This window comes from Streptomyces sp. NPDC025651 (assembly GCF_055558735.1).
This window is the reverse complement of sequence record NZ_JBVHLZ010000002.1, coordinates 388,442-410,668: the sequence shown is the minus strand read 5'-3', so window position 1 is coordinate 410,668 and position 22,227 is coordinate 388,442. Positions and strand designations below refer to the sequence as shown.

General features: G+C 71.5%; 18 protein-coding genes and 2 pseudogenes. 10 read left to right on the top strand and 10 right to left on the bottom strand.

Annotation, left to right across the window (positions count from 1 at the left end; all coding sequences use genetic code 11):
- Position 1: 1 nt before the first annotated feature.
- Positions 2-1,090 (bottom strand): methyltransferase, encoded by a 1,089-nt coding sequence (locus ACZ4D5_RS09845; protein ID WP_467771830.1) that lies wholly within the window; start codon positions 1,088-1,090, stop codon positions 2-4.
- Positions 1,091-1,341: 251 nt separating this feature from the next.
- On the opposite strand from ACZ4D5_RS09845, the gene ACZ4D5_RS09840 reads away from it, so the two are divergent.
- On the top strand, positions 1,342-3,615 hold the full coding sequence (locus tag ACZ4D5_RS09840) for a hypothetical protein (protein ID WP_467771829.1): 2,274 nt from the start codon (positions 1,342-1,344) through the stop codon (positions 3,613-3,615).
- 1 nt (position 3,616) lies between these two features.
- On the opposite strand, the gene ACZ4D5_RS09835 is transcribed toward ACZ4D5_RS09840, so the two are convergent.
- Positions 3,617-4,219: a hypothetical protein gene (locus tag ACZ4D5_RS09835; protein WP_467771828.1), complete on the bottom strand. Its 603-nt coding sequence runs from the start codon at positions 4,217-4,219 to the stop codon at positions 3,617-3,619.
- A 76-nt stretch (positions 4,220-4,295) separates the two neighbouring features.
- Entirely contained in the window at positions 4,296-4,742 is a 447-nt protein-coding gene (locus ACZ4D5_RS09830) for a DoxX family protein (RefSeq protein ID WP_467771827.1), read from the bottom strand.
- 247 nt (positions 4,743-4,989) lie between these two features.
- Here ACZ4D5_RS09830 and ACZ4D5_RS09825 point away from each other — a divergent pair, with 247 nt between their 5' ends.
- Both ACZ4D5_RS09825 and ACZ4D5_RS09820 read left to right on the top strand, forming a co-directional pair.
- A complete protein-coding gene (locus tag ACZ4D5_RS09825) occupies positions 4,990-6,207 on the top strand; it encodes an amidohydrolase family protein (RefSeq protein ID WP_467771826.1) in 1,218 nt (405 codons plus the stop codon).
- Between the two features lie 57 nt (positions 6,208-6,264).
- Complete coding sequence (locus ACZ4D5_RS09820; protein WP_467771825.1) at positions 6,265-7,200, top strand: FkbM family methyltransferase; 936 nt, start codon at positions 6,265-6,267, stop codon at positions 7,198-7,200.
- Positions 7,201-7,269: 69 nt separating this feature from the next.
- Here ACZ4D5_RS09820 and ACZ4D5_RS09815 read toward each other — a convergent pair whose 3' ends face one another.
- The 5 genes and pseudogenes from ACZ4D5_RS09815 to ACZ4D5_RS09795 all read right to left on the bottom strand — a co-directional run bounded on the left by ACZ4D5_RS09815 (position 7,270) and on the right by ACZ4D5_RS09795 (position 13,400).
- A complete protein-coding gene (locus tag ACZ4D5_RS09815) occupies positions 7,270-8,028 on the bottom strand; it encodes a glycosyltransferase family 2 protein (protein WP_467771824.1) in 759 nt (252 codons plus the stop codon).
- Positions 8,029-8,379: 351 nt separating this feature from the next.
- Entirely contained in the window at positions 8,380-12,393 is a 4,014-nt protein-coding gene (locus ACZ4D5_RS09810; RefSeq protein ID WP_467771823.1) for an nSTAND1 domain-containing NTPase, read from the bottom strand.
- A 151-nt stretch (positions 12,394-12,544) separates the two neighbouring features.
- Complete coding sequence (locus ACZ4D5_RS09805) at positions 12,545-12,766, bottom strand: hypothetical protein (protein WP_467771822.1); 222 nt, start codon at positions 12,764-12,766, stop codon at positions 12,545-12,547.
- An 84-nt stretch (positions 12,767-12,850) separates the two neighbouring features.
- Positions 12,851-12,970 (bottom strand): annotated as a pseudogene (locus ACZ4D5_RS09800) (AraC family transcriptional regulator); the annotation flags it as partial.
- Between the two features lie 64 nt (positions 12,971-13,034).
- Positions 13,035-13,400, bottom strand: a complete 366-nt coding sequence (locus tag ACZ4D5_RS09795) for an STAS domain-containing protein (protein ID WP_467771821.1) — start codon at positions 13,398-13,400, stop codon at positions 13,035-13,037.
- Here ACZ4D5_RS09795 and ACZ4D5_RS09790 point away from each other — a divergent pair.
- From ACZ4D5_RS09790 to ACZ4D5_RS09780, 3 genes are all read left to right on the top strand, one after another.
- Positions 13,399-13,818 carry a DUF5994 family protein gene (locus tag ACZ4D5_RS09790; protein WP_467771820.1) on the top strand — a complete coding sequence of 140 codons (420 nt, stop codon included), beginning with the start codon at positions 13,399-13,401 and terminating at the stop codon, positions 13,816-13,818. The genes ACZ4D5_RS09795 and ACZ4D5_RS09790 overlap by 2 nt on opposite strands.
- 250 nt (positions 13,819-14,068) lie before the next feature.
- Positions 14,069-15,205, top strand: a complete 1,137-nt coding sequence (locus tag ACZ4D5_RS09785; protein ID WP_467771819.1) for a ferredoxin reductase — start codon at positions 14,069-14,071, stop codon at positions 15,203-15,205.
- Positions 15,206-15,250: 45 nt separating this feature from the next.
- Complete coding sequence (locus ACZ4D5_RS09780) at positions 15,251-16,336, top strand: fatty acid desaturase family protein (RefSeq protein ID WP_467772261.1); 1,086 nt, start codon at positions 15,251-15,253, stop codon at positions 16,334-16,336.
- A gap of 730 nt (positions 16,337-17,066) precedes the next feature.
- Here the strand turns inward: ACZ4D5_RS09780 and ACZ4D5_RS09775 are convergent.
- Positions 17,067-17,600: an NUDIX domain-containing protein gene (locus ACZ4D5_RS09775; RefSeq protein WP_467771818.1), complete on the bottom strand. Its 534-nt coding sequence runs from the start codon at positions 17,598-17,600 to the stop codon at positions 17,067-17,069.
- A gap of 1 nt (position 17,601) precedes the next feature.
- Complete coding sequence (locus ACZ4D5_RS09770; RefSeq protein WP_467771817.1) at positions 17,602-18,960, bottom strand: tetratricopeptide repeat protein; 1,359 nt, start codon at positions 18,958-18,960, stop codon at positions 17,602-17,604.
- Between the two features lie 231 nt (positions 18,961-19,191).
- Here ACZ4D5_RS09770 and ACZ4D5_RS09765 point away from each other — a divergent pair.
- The 4 genes and pseudogenes from ACZ4D5_RS09765 to ACZ4D5_RS09750 all read left to right on the top strand — a co-directional run bounded on the left by ACZ4D5_RS09765 (position 19,192) and on the right by ACZ4D5_RS09750 (position 22,227).
- Positions 19,192-19,940, top strand: a pseudogene (locus ACZ4D5_RS09765) (hypothetical protein).
- 72 nt (positions 19,941-20,012) lie between these two features.
- A complete protein-coding gene (locus tag ACZ4D5_RS09760) occupies positions 20,013-20,927 on the top strand; it encodes a phosphotransferase family protein (protein ID WP_467771816.1) in 915 nt (304 codons plus the stop codon).
- A complete protein-coding gene (locus ACZ4D5_RS09755) occupies positions 20,928-21,620 on the top strand; it encodes a class I SAM-dependent methyltransferase (protein ID WP_467771815.1) in 693 nt (230 codons plus the stop codon).
- A gap of 28 nt (positions 21,621-21,648) precedes the next feature.
- Positions 21,649-22,227 (top strand): hypothetical protein, encoded by a 579-nt coding sequence (locus ACZ4D5_RS09750; RefSeq protein ID WP_467771814.1) that lies wholly within the window; start codon positions 21,649-21,651, stop codon positions 22,225-22,227.

Sequence of the window (22,227 nt, the reverse complement as noted above, 5' to 3'; positions counted from 1 at the left end):
CCTACCGCCGCGCCTCGATGAGCGAGTACGGCGCGGCGTCCGCCAGCGGCGTCACCGACGCGACGGTCAGGCCCGCGCGGCCGCACACCTCCTCGAAGTCGCCGCGGGTGCGCTCCCTGCCGCCCACGTTCACCAGCATGTTGAGGTCGCTCAGACAGGTGATCCCGCCGTCGGTGACGGCCGATCCCGCGCCGGTGTCGACGACTTCGGGAAGCACCGGCTCCACGATCAGGACCACGCCGCCGGGCGGCAGCACCTCGCGGCAGTGGGTCAGGATCGTCACCGCCTGTTCGTCCGTCCAGTCGTGCAGCACGCTCTTCACGAGGCAGAGGTCCGACCCCGAGGGGACCGCGCGGAAGAAGTCCCCCGCGCTGACGGAACAGCGCTCCCCGAGTCCGTGCCGCTCCAGCGTCTTCGGCGCGTCGGCCAGCCCCTCCGCCGTGTCGAAGACCACGCCGGTCAGGCCAGGATGCGCGTCGAGCACCGCGGCCAGCAGGGTCCCGTCGCCCCCGCCGACATCCGTGACCCGGGTGAACCGCCCGAAGTCGAAGGCGTGCGGCAGCGCGGCGGCGGTCTGAGCCGAGGCCTGCCCCATCGCCGCGTTGAACTCCGCGGAAAGCTCCGGGTGTTGGGCGAGGTGGCCGAAGAAGTCCGTGCCGAAGACGGCGTCGAAGGCGGTCTCACCGGTGCGGACACTGTCGTCCAGCCGCTCCCAGGAGCGCAGCACCACCGGATCGGTGAACAGCCGCACGAACGACGAGAGCGAGTCGGGACGCCCCGGGTCCAGAAGCGCGCCCGCGGGCGTCGCCGCGAAGGAGCCGGGCGCCTCCTCGCGCGCCAGGCCGAGGGCGGTCAGGGCGCGCAGCAGCCGGAGCACGGGCTGGGGCGCTGCCCCGGCGTCGGCGGCCACGTCGGCGGACCGCCGCGGCGCGTCGCCGAGCAGCTCCACCACCCCGAGCCGCACGGCGGCCCGCAGCGTCTGCGCGGCCATGCTCCCGAACGTGAGCCGCGCGATCAGCTCACGACCGGCACCGTCCGCCGAGGCGGGCGTGGCCGACTCGGCGGCACTCGATGGAAGTGTGTTCGTCACAGGTCTCTCCTTGACCTTCCGATGTCCCACGGAACGCACGGAGCCCCACCGCACGACCCCGCACACCCCCACCGTCGCCGCCCCCGCGTCCCCCGTCTTGAACGAATGTTCCGCAGGCCCGCGGCACGAGCCCCTCGGCCGAGCTCCCCGGCGGCCGCTCCTGGAAGGCCCGGCCGCCGGGGAGCGGGGGGGATCGCTCTCCAGGGCGCCCCTGACGTGCCGCGCCGCCCCGACCGACGGATGATCGGTGCGTGAGCGACGACGGCGCCGGTACGCGCGGCCGGGTGCCGCCCGGCGTGTGGCGGCCCTGGACGCGGTACCTCGCCTGCGCCGTCCTGGCCCTGGCGGTGCTCGTCCTGGTCCTCGCGGGGACCGCGCGCAGCACGCTGCTCAACCGCGCGTACTACCAGAGCGTCCTGGACGAGCAGGACGCCTACGAACGGCTCTACGACGAGGTGCTCGTCGACCCGGCCACCACCCGCGTCACCCGCGACCTGCTCGGCAGGATCCCGATCCCACAGGCCCAGGTGACGGCCAACCTCAAGAACGTGCTGCCGCCCGCCACCCTGCGCACCCTGGTGGACGAGCAGATCGGCCACGCCGTGGGGTATCTGCGCGGCGACGAGCCGCGCCTTGGGATCACGGTCGACCTGAACCCCGTGCTGACCAACATCGGCGGCCTCGCCCAGATCTACCTCGGTGACCTGGTCGCCTCCGTGCAGGGCCGCGAGAGCGCCGACTTCGCCGCGTTCACGCGCGAGCTGTCCGGGGCGCTCGACGACATCGCGGCGGGGCGGCGCCCCGACTCCCTGCCCGAGCTGCACCTGGACGCCGAGGGGGCACGGCAGGCCACGGACTGGCTGCTGCGCCCGGTGCCCGAGAAGGAGCGCGCCGCCCTGCGCCCCGAGGTCCGGGCGGCCCTCGCGACCGGCGACGTGGCCTCCGCGCTCGCCGCCGTGGGCCCGTACGCACTCGGCGACCGGCAGCGCGACGCCACCGGGGACCTGGCCGCCCTCACCGACGACGGCCACTGGAACGTGGTGCCCGACCTGGAGGCCGCCGGCGCCGACCTCGGCGCGGTCAAGCAGGCACGGGCCTTCACCCGTCTCGCGCTGGGCGTGGTGCAGGGGGCGGCCGTCGTGCTGGGGCTCGCGGCCGTGGCGCTGCTCGCCCTCACCGGGCCGCCGTCATGGCCGAAGCGGCTGCGCGGGGTGGGGACGGGCCTCGCCGCGGGCGGGGCCCTGGCCGCGCTCGCCCTCCTGCTCGTGCGGGGGCAGGTGGAGGGCCTGATGGCCGGGCCGCCCCCTTCCTGGCCGCCGTCCCTGGGCCGCCTCCTCGACGACGTGCAGCGCGAAGGCGCCGACGCCCTGTTCGCCGTGGGGTTCGTGACGGCGGCCCTGCCGCTGCTGGCCGGGCTCGCGCTGATCGGTGGGGCTCTCGCGTACGAGAAGTGGTACCCGAGGTGGCGCGTCCGGGTCCGTGCGCGGCTCGCCGGGACGAGGCCGGTGCGCCGCGCGGCGGCCTGGTCGCCCCGCAGGCGCACCGCCGTGGCGGGCACGGCGGTGGGCGTCGTGGTGGCCGCCGCGCTGGTGGGGTCGGTCCTGGTGCCGGTGGCGGCGGGCAGGGACGCGCGGGAGCTGTGCATGGGCTCGGCGGCCCTGTGCGACAAGCGCTACGACGAGGTCGCCTTCCTGGCCACCCACAACTCGATGTCCACGACGGCGGACAAGTTCATCGGTCCGCTCCAGGACCCCGACATCATCGCCCAGTTGGAAGCGGGCGCCCGCGGCCTGCTGATCGACACCTACACCTGGGAGAAGCCCGACGAGGTCGCCGAGCGGCTCCAACTCGCCGACTTCCCGCCCGCGTTGAAGGAGCAGGTCACCGGCCTGATCGCCGCGGCCAACCCCGCGCGCCCCGGCCTGTGGCTGTGCCACGGCGTGTGCCGCGCGGGCGCGATCCCCCTGGTCGACACCCTGAAGCGGATCGGGACCTGGCTGGACGACCACCCCGGTGACGTCGTGACGCTGGTCGTCCAGGACGCCATCACCGGCGAGCAGACCGAGCGGGCCTTCCGCGAGGCGGGCCTGCAGCGCCTCCTCTTCACCCCGGACGCCGACCCGGACCGCCCCTGGCCCACCCTCGGCGACATGGTGCGCTCGGACCGCCGCCTCGTGGTCTTCGCCGAGCAGGCCGACGGCCCCGCGCGCTGGTACCGGAACTTCTACACGTACGCGATGGAGACCCCGTTCGCCTTCCGCAAGCCCGAGGAGATGTCCTGCGTGCCGCACCGCGGCGGCACCGGCAAGCGGCTGTTCCTGCTCAACCACTTCATCACCGACGCGGGCGGCAGCCGCCTGGACGCGGCCGTGGTCAACGCCCGCGAGTACCTCCTGGACCGAGCCCACCGCTGCGAGCGCGAGCGCGGCCGCCCGGTGAACTTCGTCGCGGTCGACTTCGCCACGATCGGCGACGCGCGCGGCGCGGTGGACGCCCTCAACAAGGAGCGCCGCCAGGCCGGTTGAGTCACAGGTGCATCATCGACATCAGCTCGGGGCTGCGCATACCGGTCGACACCTCGGCGACGTCCTGACCCGGCCGCATCCACCCCGCCCGCTCGGCGGCGGCGACGGCCGCCGCCTCGGCCGCGTCGGCGCGGGCGTTCGACTCGGCATCCTCGCCCAGGTGTTCACGGCCCGCGGCGTCCGAAGCGGCCTGTGACGCCTTGAGGGCCGCGTCGCAGGCGGCGACGGCGAGCTCGGCGGACGCGTCGTGGAGCCTGCCCATCTGCGCGGCCTGGGCGGCGGACGCGGCGGCGTTCCGCGCGCAGCGGGAGTCGGCCGCGGGGTTGGGGGCGCTCTCGGCGAGGACGGCCACCGCCTGCGCGCAGACGCGGGCGGCATGGGCGGCCTTCCAGGCCGTGTTCCGCCCCTCGGCCTTCTGCCTCTCGGCCTGCTGCGCCTCGGCCGTCTGCCCTTCGGCTCTCTGCGCCTCGGCCGTCTGCCCCTCGGCTTTCTGTTCCTGCGTGCCGCCGTCGATGTAGTGGCTGACCGCCGCGGCGCGGACCGCCGCGCTCTTGGCCCGCGCGGCGTGACAGGCCCTGAGTTCGTCGTGGTTGCCTTCGCTCATCGCCCCTCCTCGTCAGGTGAGCGGCAGGGTGACACGTCGCACGCGAACAGAACAGAGACGGGCAGGGGCCAGGCCGTCAGAAGAGCCCCAGCGCCGCGTCCAGCGACCAGCTCTGCCAGCTCACCGTGACCAGCGCGACCAGCGAGATCAGCGCCATCATCAGGTTCTGCCCCTGCTCGCCCCAGTCGTGGATCATCAGCACGAAGTAGATGAGGTTGAGCACGAGCCCGCCGACCAGGGCGATCGGCGTCAGGAACCCGAAGACCAGGCCGAGTCCGAGCGCCAGCTCCGCGTAGGCGACGACGTAGGCCATGACCAGCGGGCGTGGCCTGACCACGACGTCGAAGCCGCTGCGGACGGCCGCCCACCGGTGCTTCTCCGCGATGCCCGCGGCCCAGCCGATCCCGCCGCCGCCGAACCACTCCTTCTTGTCCTTGTGGCGCCAGCTCTCCAGCCACCACAGGCCGAGCCCGATCCGGAGCACGGCGGCCCACTCGGCGCCGCTCAGCCACATCGTCTGCATGGAGAGCCCTCCCTCGCCCCGGTCTGCCGACCCTCGACCCGGTCTGCCGACCCTCAACCCGATCTGACGAGTCGTCAGTTCACCGGATGGGGCCCGATCGCGCAAGGGGGTGAGTTCCGGATGGGCGCTTGCCGTCGTTCCGCTCTGCCCATAACCTCGACCTGATGGAATCTGATGGAGCGTCAGATTCTGGCGAGGAAACCAGCAGGCAGCAGAAGGAAACCGGCAGGCAGTAGGGGGCACAGCAGTGGGCAGCAGCGAGGACGGCACCAAGGAACTCCCCCGGGTCATCAGCGTGGACGACCACGTGATCGAGCCCGCGCACCTCTTCGAGAGGTGGCTTCCGGGCAAGTACCGCGACCGCGGGCCCAAGCCCTTCACCGCGGGCATCGGCGAACTGGCGTACATCGGCGGGAAGTACAAGTTCACGACGGACCCGGAAGGCCAGATCACCGACTGGTGGGAGTACGAGGGCGACCTCTTCCCGTACAAGCGCATCATCGCGGCCGTCGGCTTCTCGCGGGACGAGATGACCCTCGACGGCATCACGCGGGAGCAGATGCGGCGCGGCTGCTGGGACCCCAAGGCACGCCTTCAGGACATGGACGTCAACCACGTCGAGGCCTCGCTCTGCTTTCCCACGTTCCCGCGCTTCTGCGGCCAGACGTTCGCCGAGGCCAAGGACAAGGAGGTCGGCCTCGCCTGCGTCCGGGCGTACAACGACTGGATGGTGGAGGAGTGGTGCGGCGACAGCGGCGGCCGGCTGATCCCGCTCTGCCTGATCCCGCTGTGGGACATCGACCTCGCCGTCGCCGAGATCAAGCGGAACGCCGCGCGGGGCGTGCGCGCGGTGACCTTCTCGGAGATCCCGACCTACCTGGGCCTCCCGTCGATCCACTCCGGCTACTGGGACCCGTTCTTCGCGGCCTGCGAGGAGACGGGCACGGTGGTGAACATGCACATCGGGTCCTCGTCGCAGATGCCCGCGGCGTCGCCCGACGCGCCCCCGGCCGTCCAGGCCGCGCTGAGCTTCAACAACGCCATGGCCTCGATGATGGACTTCCTCTTCTCCGGGGTCCTCGTGAAGTTCCCGCGGCTCAAACTCGCCTACAGCGAGGGCCAGATGGGCTGGATCCCGTACGCGTTGGAGCGCGCCGACGACGTGTGGGAGGAGCACCGCGCCTGGGGCGGCGTGAAGGACCTGATCCCCGAGCCCCCGTCCACGTACTACTACCGCCAGATCTTCTGCTGCTTCTTCCGCGACAAGCACGGCGTCGACTCCATCGAGACCGTGGGCGTGGACAACGCGACCTTCGAGACGGACTACCCGCACGTCGACTCGACCTGGCCGCACACGAAGCAGGTCGCGCAGGAGCACGTGGGCCACCTGCCCGACGACATCGCGTACAAGCTGCTTCGCGGCAACGCGATCCGCATGCTCGACCTGCCCTTCGACCGGAACTGATCGCATCCCGGAACCCCGGCGTTATCGTTCGCCTGTTCCCTGCGAAGAGGCGGCACGATGAGCAACTCCACGACGGGCAGTCCCACGAAGGAGGTCCTGGTCACGCTGGGCCGGGCCTATGTGCGACGGGCGCCGGGCGCGCTGTTCAAGAGCGCGCTCGCGGCCCGCTTCCTCAACCCCCATCTGCGGGACCACCCGCGGCGGCGGGTCGTCGACGTGGAGTTCGGCGCCCGCTTCGCGGTCGACACCCAGGACCTGATCCAGCGCTATCTGTACCTCTTCGGCGGCTGGGAGCCGCACATGACACGGTGGTTGAGGAGCCGCCTCGGCGCCGGTGACGTGCTCGTCGACGTCGGCGCCAACGTGGGCGTGTTCGCCGTCCTCGGCTCCCGGCTGGTCGGCAGCACCGGGCGCGTGGTCGCCGTCGAGGCGTCGCCGGACTTCCACCGGCGGCTGCTGCGCCATGCCGAACTCAACGGCTGCGCCAACATCCGCGCGGTCAACGCCGCCGTGTCGGACCGCAGGAAGAAGCTGACGTTCGTCCTCGCCAGCTCCCGCAACATGGGGGCGAACTCGATCGTCCCCTACGACGGTCCCGCCGAGTCCACCTTCGAGAGCGAGGCCCTTCCGCTGGCCGAGCTCCTGGACGCGGACGAGCTCGCGAGGGCCCGCGTGATCAAGATCGACGTCGAGGGCGCGGAGGGCGGTGTCGTCCGGGGACTCCGGCCCGTCCTGGACCAGTTGCGCCCGGACGTGGAGATCGCCGTGGAGGTCACGCCCGATCGCATGGCCCGGCTCGGCGACTCGGCCGACGAGCTCCTGGACACCCTGCGCGAGCACGGCTTCCACACCTACCGGCTCGTCAACGACTACGCCGCGGAGGGCTATCCGCGGCACATGCGCAACCCCACACCTCCGGTGCGCTGGCGCGGTCCTGTCGTGGGGGAGACGGAGCTGGTGTTCTCGCGGGTCGATGCCGAGACCCTCGTGTGACGTCCGGCCAGGCGCCGCCGCAACCCGGTCAGGCGCCGCCACATCCCGGTCAGGCGCCGCCACGTCCGGTCAGGCCCCGCCTGTCCAGCTCCACCGGAGTTCACCCAGCGCCCGCGCCCTCGCCTCGACGATCGCCATGCGCGCGTCCCGCTCGGCGGTGTCGGTGTGCGCGGCCTGGCCGGTGACCTGGCCCTCCCACTTGCGGTAGAGGAGCCCCACCTCGGACGAGAACCAGCCGCGGGCAACGGAGTTCAGCGCGAGCAGCAGCCCCGTGTCCTCGGAGGCCGGCAGCGCCATCCACCCGCCGAGCGCCAGGAGCAGGTCGCGCCGGACGAAGAGCGTCGCCGGGTGGACCTGCGCGCGGTAGTCGTGCGCCGCCCAGTGGTCGAGCACCGCGTGGCGTTCGACCGGCCCGTGCCCTGGGTCGCCGGGGAACCCGCGGGTCGACCCGTCGGGCAGCAGGTCGAGCGCCCGGGACGTGGCCCAGCCGAGGTCAGGATGCCCTTCGAGCGCGGCGAGGTCGCGGGCCAGCGCACCGGGGGTGAGCCGGTCGTCGGCGTCCAGGACCTTCACGTACGCGCCGTCCGCGTGGGCGAGCGCCATGGTGCGGGCGACACCGGGACCGCCCGGCCGCCCCTGGCGGAAGGTGATCCGCTCGTCGTCGGGTACGTACGGGGCGACGTCGTCGCTCGTGCCGTCCTCCTGAATCAGCCACCGCCACTCCCAGTCGCCCGGCAGCTCCTGCGCGCGAAGAGACGCGTAGGCGTCGGGCAGGAGACGCGCGGAGGGCGCGTGGACGGCGGTGACGACGATGATGCGCCGGCTCACGGCTCACCACCTTTCCAGGGTTCTGACCGGCTTACTCCAGCAGCAATCAGGCAATATCCAAGGTCCATCGTCACGGTGCATGGCCCCACCACCGACGTGTCCCGGAAATATTCGGCCGACCGGGGCGCAAGGGGAGCGGAACTTGTCCACCGGACAAATTCAGGCCACTCGCCCCGCCGTATCGGAAAAGCGCCACCATGCCACCGGACCACGAAAATGCCCGACCGCTGGCGACGGGGGATGCACCAGCGATCGGGCTGTGTCCAACAGTAACAAGGCCGCTCGGGCAAAGGGAATCAACTGCCGGGCCGAAATCGGGAGTTGTGATCGGGATCACGTGGCGGGCCCGTCTTACTCGTCGCACGGCGGCTCGTAGTCGAGACGCGGCAGATACTCGCGCCATTTTTCGGATGTCAGAACACCCCGAGTGGTCGAGCAAACACGGCGAATTGCCGCGTCCGTGTCCAGGTTCCAGAGGCGGACGGTATCGGTGCCGCTCGACACCCCGAGCATGTGGCTTTGCGGACTGAACGACAAGAAACCGCCGGTCTTGGCGTTGGGGCTCATCGACTGGCCGATGGGGGTGGCCTGCGCGGGGTCCCTGACGTCCCAGAGCCGCACCGCGTTGTCGTTGCCGCCGCTCGCCAGGGCGTCGCCGTCCGTGCTGAACGTCAGCGAGATGACCGCGTCGGTGTGGCCCGTGAGCGTGGGGCCGACCCGCTTCGCCGCGCGCGGCTCCGCGACGTCCCAGAGCCGGACCGTGCCGTCGTCGCTGCCGCTCGCCAGGGTGTGGCCGTCCGGGCTGTAGACGAGCGTGTTGACGGGGCCCAGGTGGCCGGTGAGAGGCGGGCCGAGCCGCGCCGCGCGCCGCGGATCGGTCACGTTCCAGAGCCGGACCGTGCCGTCGGCGCTGCCGCTCGCCAGGGTCCGCCCGTCCGCGTCGAAGACAAGGGAGTTGACGTACCCCTTGTGGCCGGTGAGCGCCGGGCCGAGGGGGCGGAGGCGGGACGGCGACGCGACGTCCCACAGCTGGACGGTGCGGTCGGTGAGGGCGGTCGCGAGGGTGCGCCCGTCCGGGCTGAAGGCCAGCGCGTTCGGGCCCGCGAACCGGGTCCGCAGCGTGACGGCGGGACCGTGGGAGACGGGGTGCGCGGGGTCGCCGACGTCCCACAGCTGCACCGTGTGGCTGCCGGTGAGCGCCGCGAGCGTACGGCCGTCGGGGGAGAACACCAGCGAACGCACGTCCCCGTCACCGGGCTTGAACGATCTGCTCCGCAACACCGGCCGGTCGGTGCGCCGCACGTCCCACAGCCGGATCCTGTTGTCCCGCGCGGCCGTCGCGAGCACCTTCCCGTCCGGGCGGAACGCGCCGATGCGGCCGATCATGTCGGACGTCGGCAGCGACCACAGCCTGACCTTGTTGTCGCCGCTGCCGGTGGCGAGCATGCGCCCGTCGGGGCTGAAGCCGAGCGCGTACATCTCCCCGCTGCTGCCCGCGAGCGGCTCGCCGACCTGCGAGGGATGCGCCGGATCGCGGACGTTCCACAGGCTCGCCGTGCTGTCCGCGCTGGCCGCCGCGAGCTTCGTGCCCTCGGCGTCGAAGGCCACCGACCAGATGGGGCCGGTGTGCCCGGTGAGCGGCGGGCCGAGCTGCTCGGCCCGCCGCGGCTCCGCCACGTCCCAGAGCCGGATGGTCTCGTCCGAGCCGCCGCTGGCGAGCGTGCGGCCGTCGCGGCTGAAGGCCACGGAGTGCACCGTGCCCTTGTGCCCGGTCAGCACCTTCCCGAACGGCTTCGGGCGCCGCGGATCGGCCGTGTCCCACAGCCTGATCGTGCCGTTGTCGCCGCCCGCGGCCAGCGTCTTCCCGTCCGGCCCGAACGCCACGGAGCGCACGGCGGCGGTGTGCCCGGTGAGCTCGTCGACCGGTTCGGCCCTGCCCGGCTCCGCCACGTCCCACAGCCGTACGGTGTGGTCCTCGCTGGCGGAGGCCAGCGTGCGCCCGTCCGGGCTGAACGCCACCAGGTAGATCGCGCCGCCGTGCCCGGTCAACGGCTTGCCCAGCGGGCGCGGGTGGCGGGGGTCGCGTACGTCCCACAGCCTGATCGTGCCGTCGTCCGAGGCGCTGGCGAGCGTCTTCCCGTCCGGGCTGAAGACCGCGCTGCTCACCCAACTCGTGTGTCCGGTCAGGGGCTTGCCCAGCTGCCTGGTGTTCGAGGGGTCCGCCACGTCCCACAGCCGGACGGTCCTGTCGTAGCTCGCGGTGGCCAGGACCCGTCCGTTCGGGCTGAACGACGTGAGGTAGACGGCGCCGGTGTGCCCGAGCAGCGGGGTGGCGAGCGGCGCGTTCACGATCGATATCAGGCGGTTCTGGGTGGCCTCGTCCTCCGGCCGCAGGCGGTGCGCCACCAGGTCGAGTTGCGCGGACAGCGAAGGATCCGTGTCCTTGGCGCGGTCGGCCTCGGCGACCACCTGCTGGAACACCGCGTCGTCCCGCTGCTGCCACGCCACCACCGCCGACACGACGGCCACCATCGCCAGGACGACCAGGGCCGCGACCGCGCCCCGGCTGATCAGGACCGTGCGCCTGCGCAACCTGGCCGACGCCGCGAGGAACTCCACGGCGCCCCGCGTCAGGAAGGTGTCGCCGTCGGACCTGGCCCAGGCGCGGGCCTGCTCCAGACGGGACCCCCGGTAGAGCAGCGCCGTGTCGCGGCCGGACTCCTCCCAGGCCTTGCCGTCCTCCTCCAGGCGCTGGCGCAGCAGGTGGTCGTTCCTGTCGTCGTCGATCCAGTCCCGCAGCCGGGGCCAGGCGTGCAGCAGCGCCTCGTGCGTGATCTCGACGGTCTCCGCGTCGAGCGTCACCAGGCGGGCCTGTACGAGCGCCTCCAGCGACTCCTCCGTCTTGCCCGGGTCCGCCGACTCCTCCGCCAACTGGCGCCGCGTGCCGCGCCTGCGGGTGGCCTGGGTGTCCTCGCCGAGCCGGACCAGCCTGAGCAGGAGCAGCCGCGCGGCCGTGCGCGCCGCCGGGTCCAGGCCCGACCAGGCGCGCTCGGCGGTCGCCGCCACCGCGCCCTGGATCCCGCCGGCGGCGCGGTAGCCGGCCAGTGTGAGGCGCCCCGTCTTCCGCCGCTGCCAGGTGGCGAGCAGCGCGTGGGACAGGAGCGGCAGCACGCCCGCGTCGTGCGCCCCGCGGGGCCCGTCGGTGCTGACCTCGCGGACGATCAGCTCGGCGAGGCCCGGTTCGAGTTCGAGCCCCACGGCCTTGGCGGGCCCGGTCACCGCGTCGCGCAGCTCCGTGGTGGTCAGCGGCCCCAACACCATGTGGCGGTGCTGCAGGGCGTCGGCGAGTTCGGGGTGCGCGAGGGAGTGCTCGTAGAAGTCGGCGCGGATGCCGAGGACGACGAGGGCGGGGGCCGGGGCGCCGTCGGGACCGGCCGAGCAGGCGGCGTGCAGGATCTGGACGAAGGCCTGCCGGTCCGTCTCGTCGGCGCAGAGCGTGAACGCCTCCTCGAACTGGTCCACGATGACGACCGGCCGCGCGGCGGAGGACTCCCCGTTCCCCGCCCACGCCGTGACGGCCTCCCGCACCGCGTGGGCGAGGAGCGGGGCGTCGAGGTCGTCCGCCGCCGCGGCCTTGGCTTCGGCGAGGGCGGGCGCGAGCTCGGGTATGTGCCGGTTCAGCTCCCCGAGGGGGTCGGCGCCCGGCACCAGCTGCAGGACCCGGCCCGCCGTGCCGCCCTCCCCGCTCAGCGCGCCGCTCTGCAGCGCGGGCACGAGACCGGCGTTCAGGAGGGAGGACTTCCCCGCCCCCGACGCCCCGACGAGCATGACGAGACCGCCCGTCCTCTCCGTCGCGCGGAGCTGGGCGACGAGCGCCTGCGTGCTCCGCTCGCGTCCGAAGAACCACCGGGCGTCCTGTTCGCGGTACGAGGCGAGCCCTCGGTAGGGGCACACGCCGGGGATGACGGGGGCCTCGGCCTGGGGCCGTGCCTCGTCCTCGGCGGAGGCGGCGGTGCGGTCGCCGGCCGGGTTGGCCACCGCGCGCTCCCACAGGAGCTGCCACTGGGCCAGGTCGTACAGCCCGGCGGAGACCGGCGCGGGCCGCTCGCGCCGCGCCTCGGGGATCAGGACGTGCAGCACCGCCGCGAGCGCGGCGAACTGCGCGGGCACGTTCTTGGCCCGCCGCCAGTCGCTGATGCGCTGCGCGGACACCCGCACCGGGCGCCCGCGTTCGTCGACCCGCTGGAGCCGGACGACCGACTCGGCCACCCGCTGGAGCGGCGGATTGCCGGCTTCCTTGTACAGCAGCGCGAGACGTTCCGCGAAGGCCGTACGCGCTCCCGAGTCGGAACCCAAGGCCTCCACCCCTCACTTCCGCCGCACCTGGACATCCGGACCGGAAAACTCACTTTATACGGCTGACCTGCGGATAAGTGGTCCGGACGGAACCGGAACCTCCTCGGCGGAAGCCGCAGCTGGCAGGATCGCGGCCCAGTGGTGAACCGGTCGCGCAGCGTCATGGCAGGCCAGCGGCCGGACCCGGGACGACCCGGGACGACGACGCCGTCGCCCGCATCCCGAACAACTGCTGGCAGAACCGCTCGAAGAAGCACTCGAAGAACCTGTTGACCCGGTCAAGCCCGGACCGCTCTCGCACCGACTGCAGATCCGGACTTTTCCTGATCCGCGCCGATACGCCGACATGGGCGCGGATGACACCGGCCGCGTCGATCGGCACCGGTCCCCACGAGGGGAGGGACCGGTGCCGATACGACGCGGCACATCTGCCGAGGATCATCCACCGCACGGAGCCCTTCAGTCACTGCGACTGACCACCGGGGCGCTGTAGGAAGACGACGAGGTTCTTGGCCGTGGTGCGCGCCACCTCAGGGCCGTGGTCCTCCTCGACCAGGGCCGGCGCCATGTCGATGCCCGCCTTCACCCACAGCCCGGCACCATCACCGTGTCCACGGTTTCGGACATCCCCCAGGGTGGTTTCGCGTCAGTCAGGCCGCTGCCTGTGGTGGTACGGGCGCGGGCAGCCGATCCAGGATGTCGAAGTCCAGGTGCAGTCGCGGATGGTTGAGCAGGTGGAGGGTCACGGGACGGGTGCAGATCAGGCGCAGGCGCCCGTGACGGCCGCTGGTCCGGGCCCGGGCGCGATCGAGAATCCGTACCCCGGTGCCGTCCATGAAGTCGACGGGGCGCAGGTCGATCAGCAAGTCGGAGTCGCCGGTGCGGGTGAGCGCGTCGAGGCAGTCGGTGATGGCGGGGGCGGTGTGGATGTCGATTTCGCCGCACAGGACCACCAGGGTGCAGTCGCCGTGAAGGCGGACTTCCTGGACACAGGTCGCTGCGGAGGGTGAGGTCATGGCGACCCTCTCGAAGGCGGATGTCCATGGGGACCGGTCGCCAACGGGTCTGGGTCGGCATTACAGAGTGGCGCGTCGTATTCGACTCTTGGCGGGTTTCGCCGAAGAGCTGCGGGTGCACCCGCCGGGCTGCTACACGGCGACGAGATCGGATGCCCCCTGGAGGGCTGGAGGGCATGCGTCCCGGCAGAGCATCGCCAACAGGCATCCCCAACAGAGACGTCAGGGCGGGAGCCTGACGGCCACGGCAGCGCACACCGTCGTCCTTCTCGCCCCCGGCCGTGGGCGCTGGGACCTGCTCGTCGTCCCGCCGGATACGGCCGAGGAGGCCGCGAAGCCGCTCATGGAGAGCGTGACGGAAGCAAGGAGCGTCGTGGCGTCGGCACCCCCTGCGGCGATCCCCCGAGCGCGACCCTGAGCGCGGCCGGCCCCGCGACGCCGACCCGCGCGGTTCCGATCCGTGAGCGGCCGACCCGTCGCCATCGGGTCATTCTCGGGCGCGTCGGCGGCGTCGCATGCTGGGCGCCGACGCGTTCCGCCTGACAGGGGCCGTGCGAGGGACGGCGCAAAGCGTGCTGTGCGGCGGTGTGGTCCGGCGGACGGTGTGCTTCGCTCGGCGCCAGGTCCAGGGGCCAGGTCCAGGGGCCGTGAGGGGAGGGGCCACCCGCATGTCCGTACGTCCATGGCTGTCGCCGGGAGCCTTGCGGCCCGGCGCCCGGGCCGCGCTGACGGCCGTGTCCTGGCTGACCAGTCCGCTCTCGCCCGACGACTATCTCGGCCTGATCGACCCACTGTGGTCGGCGCGGCATCCCGCGGGCCGGGTGAGCGCCGTGCGGCCGGAGGCGCCCGGCGCGGCCACGCTGGTCATCCGGCCGGGCAGGGGCTGGAACGGTCACAGGGCCGGGCAGTACCTGCCGCTCGGAGTCGAGATCGACGGTGTACGGCACTGGCGTACGTACTCGATCACTTCGCCGCCCGGCGACAGTCCCGGCGGCGGAACCCGCGGCGGACCCGGCGGTGAGATCACCGTCACCGTGAAGGCCCGTCCCGACGGCCAGGTGTCCCCGCACCTGGTACACCGGACCGTGCCCGGCACCGTGCTCCGACTCGGCCCGGCGCAGGGAGAGTTCGTGCTGCCCCGGCCGCTGCCCGGCCGACTCCTCTTCGTGACGGCGGGCAGTGGTATCACGCCTGTCGTGGGGATGCTGCGCACGCTCGCACGGCACGGCGGTGTCGCTCCGGACACTCTGCTCCTGCACAGCGCGCCGTCACCGGCCGAGTGCCTCTTCCAGATCGAACTGGCCGCGTTGGAGCGCCGGTTGCCCTGGTTGAGCGTCCGCCTGACGCATACGCGTACGGAGGGGCGGCTCACCATGGAGCGGATCGGCGAACTCTGCCCGGACTGGCGCTGTCGGGAAACCTGGGCATCTGGTCCGGCCGGGCTCCTCGACATGGCCGAGGAGCAGTGGGCCGCGGCGGGAGTGCGGGAACGGCTGCGGGTGGAGCGTTTCCACCTGGCACCCGTGCGGGCGTCGGGGGTCGATGCGGCCGGCGGCCGGGTGCGGTTCGACCGCAGCGCCGTGGAAGCGGACGCGACGGCAGCGTCGTCCCTCCTCGCGGTCGGTGAATCGGTGGGTGTGCCCATGCCCCACGGGTGCCGGCGCGGCCTGTGCTTCGGCTGCCTCGTCCCGCTCCGCGACGGCCGCGTGCGCGATCTGCGGACCGGTGAACTGCGGGGTGAACCCGGTGAGTTGATCCAGACCTGCGTCAACGGTGCCGCAGGGCCGCTCGTCCTCGACCTGTGAGAACCAGACCTCTGCGAGGAGAGTCCCATGCCCGTACCCATGTCGATGCCCGCAGCGGCTGCCGCCGGAACCGGCGGAACCGCACCGCCCGTGGTGTCGCACGCCGACCGAGCCGAACAGCTGGGCCGAGAGCTGGACCGGCTCCGCGCCGAGATCGTGGCGGCCCGCGGACCGGACGACGCCCGCTACATCCGTACGGTGATCGCCGTCCAGCGCGGTTGCGAAGTCGGCGGCCGCCTCGCACTCGCCGTCTCCCTCTTCCCGCCCGCATGGGCGGCGGGCACCGCCCTGCTCGCGGTCGCCAAGACGCTGGAGAACATGGAGCTGGGCCACAACATCCTGCACGGCCAGTGGGACTGGCTGGGCGACCCGGCAGTCCACTCCACCACCTGGGAGTGGGACTTCGCCACCCCAGCCGACGCCTGGAAGCGCACCCACAACCACCTGCACCACACCTACACCAACGTCGTCGGCCGCGACCGGGACCTCGGCTACACGATCCTGCGCATGAGCCCGGACCAGCCCTGGCGCCCCGCCCATCTGCTCCAGCCGCTGTACACGGCCCTGCTCGCCCCCGTCTTCGAGTGGGGCATCGCCCTGTACGACCTGGAGGCCGAAGCCGTGGCGCACGGCCGCAAGAGTGTACGTGCCCTTTTCCGTGACGCCTCGGGCGTGACACGTAAGGCGGTGCGCCAGGCGGCCAAGGACTACGTCCTGTTTCCGCTCCTCGCGGGCCCGTCCGCGCTGCCCTGCCTCCTGGGCACGCTCACGGCCAACGGCGCCCGCAACATCTGGGCGCACACGGTCATCTTCTGCGGCCACTTCCCCGGCGACGTGCAGACCTTCACCGAGGACCGGTTGGACGACGAGACGCGCGGCGAGTGGTACCTGCGCCAGATCCAGGGCTCCGCGAACATCGAGGGAGGCCCGCTCCTGCACCTCCTCACCGGCAACCTCAGTCACCAGATCGAGCACCACCTCTTCCCCGACCTGCCCAGCAACCGCTACGCCCAACTGGCACCACGGGTGAGGGAGATCTGTGACCGCTACGGCCTCCCGTACGTCACCGGACCGCTGTGGCGTCAGTACGCATCCATGTGGAGCCGCGTACTGCGTCATGCCCTTCCGTAGCGGGGGCCCGAAGCCGGCTCCCCAACGGCTCCCGAGAGGGAAGCAGAAACAGGTCAGGGGCTCGACCCGCTAAGCGGATCAAGCCCCTGACCTGGTGTTTCAGCTGTCGGGGTGGCGGGATTTGAACCCACGACCTCTTCGTCCCGAATGAGGTTCGGTTGTTGATCTTGCCTGCGTGGATGGTGTTTGCGCGGGTCAGGGGCGTGGTCCCGATGGGTCTCGCGTGGTGTTGGAGGGGTTCGGGGAGCGAGTTGGCTCCCAAACGGCTCCCACGGGCTCGGTGTTGATGACGTGGGTCACCGATGGGACTTGGGCGGCGTGACAGGCGTGATCCGAGTGCCGGCGCCCTCGGCGGTCTCCTGGAGGAGATCTTCCTAGTCCGTGTGCTGCAGCCACGTTTGCCCATGAGGTGCGCGGTCCACCACACCAGGTCCGCCCAACTGCGGCAGCGGTGGACTTCGATGGCGTAGGTGTTGGCGTCGGGGGACGGGGCGCACGCTCCGTGGTGGACCTGCCAGCGGGCAGCCTCGGGATACGACATGAGACTGCCGGCAGAGAAGCTCCGCGCTCCTGCTTCCTGCTTGGTCTCCAGCCTCTCCCACGCCTGCGTGTTCGAGGCTGTGCGGTCGACCTCGGCCATGTCCACCCAGAGGCTTCCCTCGCCGTCGGTGACGGTCTGCTTGCACGCGTCGCAGATGGAGAGCAACTCGTACGCCATGGCCGCCTCCTCCTAATGCCAGCCGTCGAGCGAGACTTGCGAGCCGCCGTCGAGGTAGCGGTGGAGGGCACTGGCGGTGGTGTCCACAAACTCTTCGGGGATGGCATCGGCGTCGACCCAGCGGACCTGGGCGTGCTTGCGCGGCTCACGGTTCTCGGGCTCGCCGGTCCACTCATGGGCTGCGAAGACGACGGTCAGGAAGCCGTTGGGTGCTTCAACTCCCCAGGCCCCGTGGATGATGTGGGCGACCTTGAGGGACTCCGGCTTCACCGTCAGGCCGGTCTCCTCGTAGAGCTCGCGGACTGCGGTTTCGGTGATGGGCTCGCCGGGTTCGCTCTTGCCGACGGGCAGGTCCCACATGCCCTGGGCGAACTTGGCAGTCTGGCTGCGCTGGAGGAGGACGACGCGATTGGTGCCTTTGTCGTGGACGATAACGGCGGCGACCAGCAGGGTCATGGATTCGAGTGCGGGCTTGAGGGCTTTGGGCTGGTCGTCGGTGGTCGGTTGAGCCACTGTGCGTCCCTTCATCGGCCGGTTGTTGGGCATGTTAGGCGAGTGCTTCCCGTGCGCGGCGGGCGAGTTCGGCGGCTCCGGGTACCTTGCGCCGCTGATAGATCGCGAGGGTGGACCGCAGTGATGTGATCGCTTTGCGGGTGCGGTCGGAGGTCATGCCCTCCATGAGTGTCAGGGCCTGCGACCAGGCGGCGACGGCCTCGTCGGCGCGGGCCTGGGCGGCGAGGCTGTCGCCGAGGTCTGCGTAGGTCAGGGCGTGGACGCGCTTGTACTTCACGGGGTCCCAGCGGATCAGGGCATCGCGGTGCTGCTGCTCGGTGCCGACGTGATCGGCAAGGTCAGTCAGGGTGCGGGCGGTGTGGCTGGCCACGGTGCCGGCGGCTGGGCCGCTGACGCGGGAGTAGCTGGGCTGGGGGCCGTCGTCTCGCAGGAGGGCGTCCTCGGCGGCGAGCAGGGCGCGGGCTGCGGCAGGCTTCTCGTCGGTGGCGGCGTAGGCGCGGGCGTGGGTGATGTGGAGCAGGGCCTCGGTCTGGCCGTCGATGTGGCCGATGCCTTGGGTGAGGGCGGCTTCGGCGAGGTCGATGCAGTGGTGGGGCTGTTTGAGGCTGAGGGCCTGGTGGGCGAGGGCGCGCATCATCCATGCGGCGTGACCGTGCGGGTCAGCCTCGCAGGCGAGCTGGTAGCCGACTCGGTAGTAACGCTGGGCCGCGCCTTCCTGGCCGAGGTCGTGGTGCTTCCAGCCTGCCAGATAGGCGAGTTCGGCGACCGCGCCGAAGGCGGCCCGACGTAAGGGCTCGGCGCTGAAGCGGCCGCGGAGCATGGGGGCGGCAGTATCGGCGAGGTAGGCGGTGACGGTGGTCAGGCCGTGGCCACCGCCGAGGCGTTCGTCGGCCGCGCTGAAGGCGGCGGTGATCTGGCGTACGACGTCCACGTCCTCCGCGCCGACCAGCGCAGTGCCGGTGCGGGCGCGGAGCATGCGGGCGGTGGCCTCGTGGTCGTAGGCGAGCGGCATGGCGACGCCGGCGGTGGTGAAGGTGGCGACCGCGAGAAAGTGGTGACGCTCGACGTCGGCGCGTCCCAGTTTGGTCACCGCCAAGACCGGGTCGGCTTCTTCGTCCTGCTCGTTGCTGTCAGGCGTGCCCAAGCCGATCTCAGCCAGGGTGACGATGCGGCCTGCCCGGCGCGTCAGCGCTTCGGCGAGGTACTGGCTGGCCCGGCCTGTGGGCTGGCGGGTGCCGTTCACCCAGTGCGAGATGGCCGACTTGTTGGTCTGGGTGATCTCGCCGTTCTCGGCGGCGATGCGCCGTACATCCTTCGCCAGGGCCTCGTACGTGCAGCCGATCGCGTCGATGACCTCACGCAGACGGGAGTTGGGTGCTCTCTGCGCTGCCACGACCGCCTCCGATCCGGAGCTGTAAACCGCGTATACCGCTTCGCCTGCCCCTCACCGTACCCACGGTGCGTGACGACCGGTTCACTTAATCGCAGCCGCCTGGCACGGTTCCAGGTTCCGACCGTGATCCAGGCTCCCCCTTGGTCCGGGCGGCTTCCCGAAGTTCCGTACGCCTGCTGGGGGTTCGGGCATTCCTATGCCCGCTCCCGGCCCATCAGAGACGGAGACACGGTGACCATCATCGACACCACGGCCATCACGGTCGAGCTGCCCGAGGCATTCGACACGCGCTGGAGCCGCCTGCCCGCATCCAGGTCGACGGGCGACGCATCACCATCGACCCGGCCGAGTACTTCTTCCGCTTCGAGTCCCACACCTGGCTCGTCGCCGACTGGGACCTGGTCAAGTCCCAGCTCCTGGACGTGAACGAGTCCACCGAGAGCGCGGTCGAGCAGCTCGCGCTCGACTTCATCAAGCAGCACGGCGAGTCCGCGTCGGACGCGGCTCGGGTGCTGTCCATCGCGTACGAGGTATACGCGTACCTGTTCCGCGAGGAGCACCTCGCCGGCCTCGGCCTGCCGCAGATCACCGCCGAGCACCTGCGGATGCTGCGCGAGGCGGCCACGCTGATGGCGCTGAACAAGGTCGAGCTGGACGGACACATCTCCAACGTCGGCCCGTGCTGGTTCTTCCCCGCCGCCACCTCCGTCGTCTTCGACCTGAACGAGGAGATGGGCGGTCTGCTGGACGAGGTCTATCACGGCGGCTGGTTCAACGAGCACCGTCGCATCGAGTCCATCAAAGCCCACGCCGCGCTCGGCGGGCGGCTCGTGCATGGCTGCCAGTCCGTGCCGGACCAGTCCGGTGGCGTGGTCGCGCCCTACGGTGCCTCGATGGCCACCTTCCGTGACGACCTCACCGAGTTCAAGGCCGGATGGATCGAGCAGGTCTACGCCCACCGGGTTGCCCCCGCCGCATAGCCCGTACGCCTGGCTCCGGGGCGGGCAGGCACGCTCGTCCGCCCCGGACGCCTTCAATCACAGGAGTCCCCCATGGACGCGAACCTCAACGCCGAACTCTTGGACAACGTACTGACCGCTGCCGGCCAGACCTCTGCTGTAGCGCGCGAAGAGGTGCGCGTCTGGTCCATGTCCGGCGTCGAACGCCTGACCTTCCCCGACGGCGCCACCGCCATCTTCAAGTACGCCAAGAAGCCCTTCGACAGCGAGGACCAAGCTCTACGCCTGGCCCACACCCTTGGTGTCCCGGTCCCGAAGGTCCACGCCTCCGCGGTGCTCGATGGATGGCTCGGGATGCTGCTGGAGGATCTCGGCAGCCCTATCCGGGACGCCGATGACCTCGATGGCGCTGCCGCAGCCGTGGTGCTGCACCGCACCCGCAAGGCGGCGGCGCTTCCCGTTCTCGACCAAGAGGCCCTGCGTTCCCTGCCCGGCCGCGCGCTGGACCACCTCGACCAGCTCCGCAAGGCCGAACGGTGGCAGGACACAGACGACATCGAGGCGGCGCTCGACCGACTAACCCAGGCCGCCGAGGCACGCTCGGCTGGAGCGACGGTGGCGCCGTTCGGCTGGGTGCACTCCGAGTTCCACCCCACCAGCCTTCACATCGGCAACCGCGGCTGGCGCCTCCTGGACTTCGCCCGTGCCTTCACCGGCCCTGGCCTGCTCGACCTCGCCAGCTGGCACGGCACCCTGGAGGAGCCCGACCCCGTATGCCTACGCGCCTTCCTGGAGACCTATGTCGCCGAAGGCGGCACCCCCGATGCCCTCGCCGAGCGCGGCGGTCTCGCCGCGGAGAAGTGGGCGCTGGGCTGGCACCGCATGTGGGCGGTGGAGTGGTTCATGGAGCAGTCCATCCGGTGGATCAACGACCCGGCCACCGACCCCGCGTACACCAAGGTCGTGCGCCGCCACCTCACAGACGCCCTCCGACTCCTGGAGGTGTAGATGCTCGCCCAGGCTTCCCCCTGGTACGCACATGCTCTCCAGCGCACTGCGGCCGGGCCCACCGAGCCACTGAACGTGCCCGGGAGGATGGAGTGGACCACCCGGCCAGGAAGCGGCCCCGGCTCCGAGATCCTCAGCCTGGGCCCGCACCGCAGGCGGGTGCTGGAACTCGGCTGCGGCCCCGGCCACAACGCCGCCCACCTCGCCACTCGCCACGCCGCCCAGGTCACCGGCGTCGACCTGGTCGGCCTCCAGGTCCGCAGAGCCCGCTCGCACTACGGACGCCTGCGCAACCTCGACTTCGTCGCCGGCCACGCACTGCACTACCTGCAGGCCACCAACGAGCACTTCGACGCGATCTACTCCGTCTTCGGCGCCATCGGTCTCGTCGCTCCGCAGGTCCTGCTCCCTGCTATCGCCCAGCGCCTCAAACCCGGCCGCACCCTCGCCTTCTCCGTGCCTCACCCACAGCGCGGCGGCAGACCCTCTTGTGCCGATGACCGCCCGCGACGTGACTTCGTCACCCTCCCCGACCGCACCCGACTGCCCATAGTCCGCTGGGACTTCGACACCAGTCGCTGGGAGACACACCTCGACCGCTCGGGCCTGTGGCTCACCTCGGCCCAGGAGTTCCACGACGCCCGCCACGGCTGCTGGCCCACCACCTTGCTGATCACCGCCCGCAGGCTCTGACCCCCGCTCCAGCTCCCCTGGAGGAACCATGCGCCAGCCCTACTTGCTCCTCGACATCGACGGCGTCCTCATACCGTTCCCGGACGACGACGGGACCACCCCGGCCACTCATGTCCGGCACGACGTCGTCCCCACCGGCCGAAGCGCCGACGACCCCGTCGCCATCTGGCTCAACCCGGACCACGGCCCCCTGCTCATGGATATGCTCCGAACCGGCCTGGTGAGCCCGACCTGGTGCACCAGCTGGCGCCGCGACGCGGCCACCTTGATCGGCCCGCTCCTCGGCCTACCGCCCTTGCCGTACGTTGCTCTCCCCCGTCCGGACATCACCACCAGCCACCCCAACGGCTACCTCTGGAAACGCGACTACGTCGACACCTGGCTGGGCGACGCACCCGCTGTATGGATCGACGACGACTTCACCGTCCTCGACCACGACTGGGCCACAGAGCGCACCGCCCGCGGCTCGGCGACCCTGCTCATCCAGCCAGGCCATCACGTCGGGCTGGAGACCGAACATCTGGCCCAAGTCACTACATGGGCTGCTCGGTTGTCCGTAGCGGGGGCGGGCACACCCGGCGCCCCACATGGAGCCGAAGCCGCGTAA

Bases quoted from the DNA above. Each gene is read 5' to 3' on its own strand.
- ACZ4D5_RS09835 (WP_467771828.1), bottom strand. From the start codon at position 4,219: ATGAGCGAAGGCAACCACGACGAACTCAGGGCCTGTCACGCCGCGCGG.
- ACZ4D5_RS09830 (WP_467771827.1), bottom strand. From the start codon at position 4,742: ATGCAGACGATGTGGCTGAGCGGCGCCGAGTGGGCCGCCGTGCTCCGG.
- ACZ4D5_RS09820 (WP_467771825.1), top strand. From the start codon at position 6,265: ATGAGCAACTCCACGACGGGCAGTCCCACGAAGGAGGTCCTGGTCACG.
- ACZ4D5_RS09790 (WP_467771820.1), top strand. From the start codon at position 13,399: ATGGCGACCCTCTCGAAGGCGGATGTCCATGGGGACCGGTCGCCAACG.
- ACZ4D5_RS09795 (WP_467771821.1), bottom strand. From the start codon at position 13,400: ATGACCTCACCCTCCGCAGCGACCTGTGTCCAGGAAGTCCGCCTTCAC.
- ACZ4D5_RS09785 (WP_467771819.1), top strand. From the start codon at position 14,069: ATGTCCGTACGTCCATGGCTGTCGCCGGGAGCCTTGCGGCCCGGCGCC.
- ACZ4D5_RS09780 (WP_467772261.1), top strand. From the start codon at position 15,251: ATGCCCGCAGCGGCTGCCGCCGGAACCGGCGGAACCGCACCGCCCGTG.
- ACZ4D5_RS09775 (WP_467771818.1), bottom strand. From the start codon at position 17,600: ATGCCCAACAACCGGCCGATGAAGGGACGCACAGTGGCTCAACCGACC.
- ACZ4D5_RS09760 (WP_467771816.1), top strand. From the start codon at position 20,013: ATGGACGCGAACCTCAACGCCGAACTCTTGGACAACGTACTGACCGCT.
- ACZ4D5_RS09755 (WP_467771815.1), top strand. From the start codon at position 20,928: ATGCTCGCCCAGGCTTCCCCCTGGTACGCACATGCTCTCCAGCGCACT.
- ACZ4D5_RS09750 (WP_467771814.1), top strand. From the start codon at position 21,649: ATGCGCCAGCCCTACTTGCTCCTCGACATCGACGGCGTCCTCATACCG.